This window comes from Synechococcus sp. MU1655, assembly GCF_023630655.1.
Classification (GTDB): Bacteria; Cyanobacteriota; Cyanobacteriia; order PCC-6307; family Cyanobiaceae; genus Synechococcus_C.
This window is the reverse complement of sequence record NZ_JAKUHK010000095.1, coordinates 1-6,845: the sequence shown is the minus strand read 5'-3', so window position 1 is coordinate 6,845 and position 6,845 is coordinate 1. Positions and strand designations below refer to the sequence as shown.

The following is a 6,845-nucleotide window of genomic DNA, read 5'->3' as shown; positions in this document are numbered from 1 at the left end:
AACAGCGTGCGGATGCCGAAGTCTTTGGATGCATCGACAAGACTGATCAGGCTCACGTGCTCTTGGCCTTACGCAGATCTTCCAGATAAGCAAATACGCTCTTATCTCCAACGTCGGCAGCGGCTTCCATTCCGAATTTGCGCAACGCAAGAAGCACGAGAAGAGCTGAGCAAATCGCCATCATGCTCATGGCTGCAGGACCCGCAAGCAGGCCGCTCAAATGACCAAGGAGTGCCAATGGCAGAAGCAGGGTGAGTCCGATGGCCTCTGGGCGTCTGAAGCAAAAGAATTCCTTGAAGCCGATGCCTGCCAGGGCTGCAAAGAGTGGACCAATCGCAAGGGTCCATAGCGGTTGGCTCTCGACTGCGTTGAAAACCTCAGATGGACCTGACTGGATGGCTAAGACCAGCCAGCCGATGCATCCAGCAGCCCAAAACAATTGAAGGGCTTGATGGAGAGGGCGCAAATAGATGTGAATCCAGCGCAAGGCCAGGCCTAGCGAGAGGGCCAGGGGCAATAGCCATAGGGGCGCCAGTTGGGGCCCTACCAGGATCCATTGCCCGAGTCCAGCACTGAAGCTCAGGCCACAGATCAGCAAGCAGATTCGGTAGCGCTGAACCTCCTGCTGATCCTGAAGGGTGATGCAATAAGTGCCATAGACCCCTTCAAAACAGGGTTCTGATTGATCTGCTCTTGCATTGATGTTGGTTGTCATTCCGGTTGTGCCACTCCCGCCCCTATCAGTCTGCTCAGGTCAGGGCTATCTGGAACAATTCCGCTGGGGTTGAGGGGAAAGAGTGCTCCGAAATAATCCTGTGTCCACCCTTTGCTGTCGCAACTCTCACGGACCCCAGGAAGCACAAAAAAGCGTTGACGCCAACTCCACAGTGCTGGAAACATCCAAAGCGGTTTGGCACTACAGCCGAAGAGCGAGGCATAGACCAGTTCCCAACGGATCAACGTGGGGAAAAGACGGACATCCGCCAGCGTGATTTGTTCGCCACAGAGCCATGGCCCTTTGGCTTGCAAGCTCTCCTCCACTTGCTCCAAAGCGGAGAACAGGGCTTGGCTGGCTTGATTAAAGGCGCGTTGGTTCCGCGCAAATCCACATCGATACACGCCGTCATTGATCGAGGGTTGGATCAATTCCTGCCAGGACTCGATGGCAGGTTTCAAGTCACTTGGGGCGAGATTGAGGGCTGTCTCCTCTGCTGGCCATGAACACAGCGCTGCGCTGAGGGGGGTGCTGTCATTCCCCAGCAATCGGGGTTGATCGGATGGGCTTGCACCTGGATCAACCAGGACTGGCACCGTGGCTCGGTAGCTGGGAGGTGCGCCGCACCGCTTGTAAAGATCAAGCAGGCTCTTGCAACCAAGCCAGGTCGGCTCTAGTCGCCAACGCCCTTCGTCGTGACTGGCCTCGGCCTTCAACAGGTTGATGCTTGAGCTGAGTCCTCTCAGTTGAAACACCAGCCAGACACGATGGGCCCATGGACAACTTCGGCCAACAATCAAATGGGGTTTGGTCGTGCTGGTTCTCGCTTCGAGCGCCTTCTTCTCCAAGACGAGGGTTTGCATCGGCGTGCTGTTCGGGCGCCGATAGTGGCCCTCTTGATCGGCAGGGCCTAGGCCTCCCATCAAGCGGAGCCATTGCCAGCGCCATCCTTCACGAGCGCCGCGCACAATCAGTGGATGGATCGCCATCGTTCTTCCATTTCCACTTATCTTCCTTCAGATTGTTTGTGGCTGCTGAGAGTTGATGCCAAGCCCTCGAGTGCTTGTAGTGGCCGCAACCCATGGGAATGAGATCAATGCGCCTTGGCTGTTGGAACAGTGGCAGCAGCAGCCGCATTTGATTCAGACTCATGGATGCGAGGTTCTCCCGGTGATCGGCAATCCCGATGCCTATGCAGAGGGTTGTCGTTATCTCGACCGTGATCTCAATCGCTCTTTTCGGCCTGATCTTCTGCAGCAGGTTGGTGCAGAGCGGATTCCATCCTCCAAGGTGGATCGCGAAGTTCAGCGTGCCTTCGATCTGGTTAGCCGTTACGGAGTAGGGGGCATCGATGCCTGTGGGGTGGTGATTGATCTCCACACCACCACGTCCTCGATGGGGAACTCACTGGTGGTCTATGGGCGTCGCCCTGCTGATTTGGCGTTGGCGGCCCTCGTTCAGGGACGTTTGGGCCTACCCATTTATCTCCATGAAGCCGATCCAGTTCAGCAGGGATATCTGGTGGAGAGTTGGCCCTGCGGCCTGGTGATCGAAGTGGGGCCCGTTCCTCAGATGGTGCGTCACCACAAAATTCTGACGCAAACTCGTCTAGCTCTCGAGGCCGTTCTTGAGGCCTGCTCTGATGTGTTGGCCTGCCGAGCCCGCTATCCAAGGCAATTGGTGGTTCATCGCCATCTAGGGAGTCTTGATCTCCCACGCTCCCCATCCGGTTCACCCGACGCCTTCCTTCATCCTCGGCGGCAGGGTTCGGACTGGCAGCCCCTGCGTATCGGCGATCCGCTTTTTCAGAAGGCTGATGGCAGCTGCGTTGTTTATGAGGGGTCTGATGGCCAGATCCCGCTCTTTATTAACGAAGCGGCTTATGCCGAGAAGGCCATTGCGTTGAGCCTCACTCTCAGGGAGTGCTGGCCTCTGTCTTTGGAATGGACAGAGGCACTTCAAGCGCAGCTATCAGCGGGGTGATCCGTTGTAGATGACCTCATTCACAGATCGGCCATCTGGAGCAATCTGGATCTCTGTTTCCGTGGTGGGTGCACTGCCGTCCTCAGGCCAGCCGGTATCTCCCCCGAGAAATTGAAAGGTGTATCCGTTGCCGTCCTGATTCACTAGGCAATCCCCCCCCCCAGAACTGGTCTGAAACATGCAGGGCTGAGGGCGATAGACACTGAGGCCACCATTTTCGGCAACGGCAGGGTTGCGAGCCAAATTGATCGCCCTGACTTGTGACGCTGGGATGGTGCCTTGAGCGAGACCAGGCGTTGCGCCCATCACGCTTGCACCAGTGATAACGGCCATGGCCGAGAGGGTATGGAGATTCATGCAGAACCATGTGTTGCATCCACATCGGAATCACGGTGACGTGATCTGTCAACTGGATTTTGCACTTAACGGATCGTTCCGTTGTAAGAGACCTCAAGGATTCGCTCACGCTGAGGACTGGAACGAGTGATGACAGGTTGAGGATTTACTGGGCTGATGGCACACGCAGTGATCTTCCCTGCACCAAAGAACAAAACACCTGGGCCTGTGGGTAGAGCTGTGCCTGAGAAGCCAGTCACAACCGTTGACACCTGTGACCTGTTGGAAGCCTTGAACCAGTGATTGATCGCGTCAAAATGACGGGATGAATCAGTTCAAAATAGGGTTGGCGCTCATCAGCGGTATTTGGCTCTTCACGCCGAATGCAACGGCCCAGTCCACCAAGCCATTACCACTGGCCCAACCGAAGGCAGCCAATCTCGCGCGCATGCGCGCGGAGTCTCTCAATGGGGGCTTAAGTCAATACCGAGCAGCAAGCTGCATGTACGAAACCGGTGCAGGGTCCTGTCTCGAGTCCATCAGCGATGGAGGGTTCCTGTTCCGATTCCAAGGTGGTGCTCCAGGTTGGCAACAGCAAACCCCTCCCAACCCAACCATCGAGACATCGGTGCTTGTCTCCAGAGACGGTGAGCGAATCCTTGAGGTCTCTTACAACGGAACGATCCGTTAAGTGCAAAATCCAGTTGACAGATCACGTCACCGTGATTCCGATGTGGATGCAACACATGGTTCTGCATGAATCTCCATACCCTCTCGGCCATGGCCGTTATCACTGGTGCAAGCGTGATGGGCGCAACGCCTGGTCTCGCTCAAGGCACCATCCCAGCGTCACAAGTCAGGGCGATCAATTTGGCTCGCAACACTGCCGTTGCCGAAAATGGTGGCCTCAGTGTCTATCGCCCTCAGCCCTGCATGTTTCAGACCAGTTCTGGGGGGGGGGATTGCCTAGTGAATCAGGACGGCAACGGATACACCTTTCAATTTCTCGGGGGAGATCCCGGCTGGCCTGAGGACGGCAGTGCACCCACCACGGAAACAGAGATCCAGATTGCTCCAGATGGCCGATCTGTGAATGAGGTCATCTACAACGGATCACCCCGCTGATAGCTGCGCTTGAAGTGCCACTGTCCATTCCAAAGACAGAGGCCAGCACTCCCTGAGAGTGAGGCTCAACGCAATGGCCTCCTCGGCATAAGCCGCTTCGTTAATAAAGAGCGGGATCTGGCCATCAGATCCCTCATAAACAACGCAGCTGCCATCAGCCTTCTGAAAAAGCGGATCGCCGATACGCAGGGGCTGCCAGTCCGAACCCTGCCGCCGAGGATGAAGGAAGGCGTCGGGTGAACCGGATGGGGAGCGTGGGAGATCAAGACTCCCTAGATGGCGATGAACCACCAATTGCCTTGGATAGCGGGCTCGGCAGGCCAACACATCAGAGCAGGCCTCAAGAACGGCCTCGAGAGCTAGACGAGTTTGCGTCAGAATTTTGTGGTGACGCACCATCTGAGGAACGGGCCCCACTTCGATCACCAGGCCGCAGGGCCAACTCTCCACCAGATATCCCTGCTGAACTGGATCGGCTTCATGGAGATAAATGGGTAGGCCCAAACGTCCCTGAACGAGGGCCGCCAACGCCAAATCAGCAGGGCGACGCCCATAGACCACCAGTGAGTTCCCCATCGAGGACGTGGTGGTGTGGAGATCAATCACCACCCCACAGGCATCGATGCCCCCTACTCCGTAACGGCTAACCAGATCGAAGGCACGCTGAACTTCGCGATCCACCTTGGAGGATGGAATCCGCTCTGCACCAACCTGCTGCAGAAGATCAGGCCGAAAAGAGCGATTGAGATCACGGTCGAGATAACGACAACCCTCTGCATAGGCATCGGGATTGCCGATCACCGGGAGAACCTCGCATCCATGAGTCTGAATCAAATGCGGCTGCTGCTGCCACTGTTCCAACAGCCAAGGCGCATTGATCTCATTCCCATGGGTTGCGGCCACTACAAGCACTCGAGGGCTTGGCATCAACTCTCAGCAGCCACAAACAATCTGAAGGAAGATAAGTGGAAATGGAAGAACGATGGCGATCCATCCACTGATTGTGCGCGGCGCTCGTGAAGGATGGCGCTGGCAATGGCTCCGCTTGATGGGAGGCCTAGGCCCTGCCGATCAAGAGGGCCACTATCGGCGCCCGAACAGCACGCCGATGCAAACCCTCGTCTTGGAGAAGAAGGCGCTCGAAGCGAGAACCAGCACGACCAAACCCCATTTGATTGTTGGCCGAAGTTGTCCATGGGCCCATCGTGTCTGGCTGGTGTTTCAACTGAGAGGACTCAGCTCAAGCATCAACCTGTTGAAGGCCGAGGCCAGTCACGACGAAGGGCGTTGGCGACTAGAGCCGACCTGGCTTGGTTGCAAGAGCCTGCTTGATCTTTACAAGCGGTGCGGCGCACCTCCCAGCTACCGAGCCACGGTGCCAGTCCTGGTTGATCCAGGTGCAAGCCCATCCGATCAACCCCGATTGCTGGGGAATGACAGCACCCCCCTCAGCGCAGCGCTGTGTTCATGGCCAGCAGAGGAGACAGCCCTCAATCTCGCCCCAAGTGACTTGAAACCTGCCATCGAGTCCTGGCAGGAATTGATCCAACCCTCGATCAATGACGGCGTGTATCGATGTGGATTTGCGCGGAACCAACGCGCCTTTAATCAAGCCAGCCAAGCCCTGTTCTCCGCTTTGGAGCAAGTGGAGGAGAGCTTGCAAGCCAAAGGGCCATGGCTCTGTGGCGAACAAATCACGCTGGCGGATGTCCGTCTTTTCCCCACGTTGATCCGTTGGGAACTGGTCTATGCCTCGCTCTTCGGCTGTAGTGCCAAACCGCTTTGGATGTTTCCAGCACTGTGGAGTTGGCGTCAACGCTTTTTTGTGCTTCCTGGGGTCCGTGAGAGTTGCGACAGCAAAGGGTGGACACAGGATTATTTCGGAGCACTCTTTCCCCTCAACCCCAGCGGAATTGTTCCAGATAGCCCTGACCTGAGCAGACTGATAGGGGCGGGAGTGGCACAACCGGAATGACAACCAACATCAATGCAAGAGCAGATCAATCAGAACCCTGTTTTGAAGGGGTCTATGGCACTTATTGCATCACCCTTCAGGATCAGCAGGAGGTTCAGCGCTACCGAATCTGCTTGCTGATCTGTGGCCTGAGCTTCAGTGCTGGACTCGGGCAATGGATCCTGGTAGGGCCCCAACTGGCGCCCCTATGGCTATTGCCCCTGGCCCTCTCGCTAGGCCTGGCCTTGCGCTGGATTCACATCTATTTGCGCCCTCTCCATCAAGCCCTTCAATTGTTTTGGGCTGCTGGATGCATCGGCTGGCTGGTCTTAGCCATCCAGTCAGGTCCATCTGAGGTTTTCAACGCAGTCGAGAGCCAACCGCTATGGACCCTTGCGATTGGTCCACTCTTTGCAGCCCTGGCAGGCATCGGCTTCAAGGAATTCTTTTGCTTCAGACGCCCAGAGGCCATCGGACTCACCCTGCTTCTGCCATTGGCACTCCTTGGTCATTTGAGCGGCCTGCTTGCGGGTCCTGCAGCCATGAGCATGATGGCGATTTGCTCAGCTCTTCTCGTGCTTCTTGCGTTGCGCAAATTCGGAATGGAAGCCGCTGCCGACGTTGGAGATAAGAGCGTATTTGCTTATCTGGAAGATCTGCGTAAGGCCAAGAGCACGTGAGCCTGATCAGTCTTGTCGATGCATCCAAAGACTTCGGCATCCGCACGCTGTT

9 protein-coding genes are annotated in these 6,845 nt (G+C 56.4%); 5 read left to right on the top strand and 4 right to left on the bottom strand.

The window, feature by feature from the left end:
* Positions 1 to 52: 52 nt before the first annotated feature.
* Positions 53 to 715, bottom strand: coding sequence for a DUF2301 domain-containing membrane protein (locus NCN04_RS06010; RefSeq protein ID WP_250395481.1), 663 nt, complete (start codon positions 713 to 715; stop codon positions 53 to 55).
* Complete coding sequence (locus NCN04_RS06005; RefSeq protein ID WP_250395482.1) at positions 712 to 1,704, bottom strand: glutathione S-transferase C-terminal domain-containing protein; 993 nt, start codon at positions 1,702 to 1,704, stop codon at positions 712 to 714. Before NCN04_RS06005 ends, NCN04_RS06010 begins: the two co-directional genes overlap by 4 nt.
* 55 nt (positions 1,705 to 1,759) lie before the next feature.
* Here NCN04_RS06005 and NCN04_RS06000 point away from each other — a divergent pair, with 55 nt between their 5' ends.
* A complete protein-coding gene (locus NCN04_RS06000) occupies positions 1,760 to 2,698 on the top strand; it encodes an aspartoacylase (protein ID WP_048347202.1) in 939 nt (312 codons plus the stop codon).
* Here NCN04_RS06000 and NCN04_RS05995 read toward each other — a convergent pair.
* Positions 2,687 to 3,055, bottom strand: coding sequence for a hypothetical protein (locus NCN04_RS05995; RefSeq protein WP_250395484.1), 369 nt, complete (start codon positions 3,053 to 3,055; stop codon positions 2,687 to 2,689). The genes NCN04_RS06000 and NCN04_RS05995 overlap by 12 nt on opposite strands.
* A gap of 304 nt (positions 3,056 to 3,359) precedes the next feature.
* On the opposite strand from NCN04_RS05995, the gene NCN04_RS05990 reads away from it, so the two are divergent.
* Together NCN04_RS05990 and NCN04_RS05985 are read left to right on the top strand one after the other, a co-directional pair.
* Positions 3,360 to 3,725: a hypothetical protein gene (locus NCN04_RS05990; RefSeq protein WP_053068558.1), complete on the top strand. Its 366-nt coding sequence runs from the start codon at positions 3,360 to 3,362 to the stop codon at positions 3,723 to 3,725.
* A gap of 65 nt (positions 3,726 to 3,790) precedes the next feature.
* A complete protein-coding gene (locus NCN04_RS05985; RefSeq protein ID WP_048347201.1) occupies positions 3,791 to 4,159 on the top strand; it encodes a hypothetical protein in 369 nt (122 codons plus the stop codon).
* Here the strand turns inward: NCN04_RS05985 and NCN04_RS05980 are convergent.
* The gene (locus NCN04_RS05980; RefSeq protein ID WP_250395483.1) at positions 4,148 to 5,086 is read right to left on the bottom strand and encodes an aspartoacylase; all 939 of its coding nucleotides are present in this window, start codon (positions 5,084 to 5,086) and stop codon (positions 4,148 to 4,150) included. The two genes, NCN04_RS05985 and NCN04_RS05980, sit on opposite strands and share 12 nt — an antisense overlap.
* Positions 5,087 to 5,141: 55 nt before the next feature.
* On the opposite strand from NCN04_RS05980, the gene NCN04_RS05975 reads away from it, so the two are divergent.
* Positions 5,142 to 6,134 (top strand): glutathione S-transferase C-terminal domain-containing protein, encoded by a 993-nt coding sequence (locus NCN04_RS05975; protein WP_250395482.1) that lies wholly within the window; start codon positions 5,142 to 5,144, stop codon positions 6,132 to 6,134.
* Positions 6,131 to 6,793, top strand: a complete 663-nt coding sequence (locus NCN04_RS05970; RefSeq protein ID WP_250395481.1) for a DUF2301 domain-containing membrane protein — start codon at positions 6,131 to 6,133, stop codon at positions 6,791 to 6,793. The genes NCN04_RS05975 and NCN04_RS05970 overlap by 4 nt, the downstream gene beginning before the upstream one ends.
* Positions 6,794 to 6,845 lie beyond the last annotated feature (52 nt).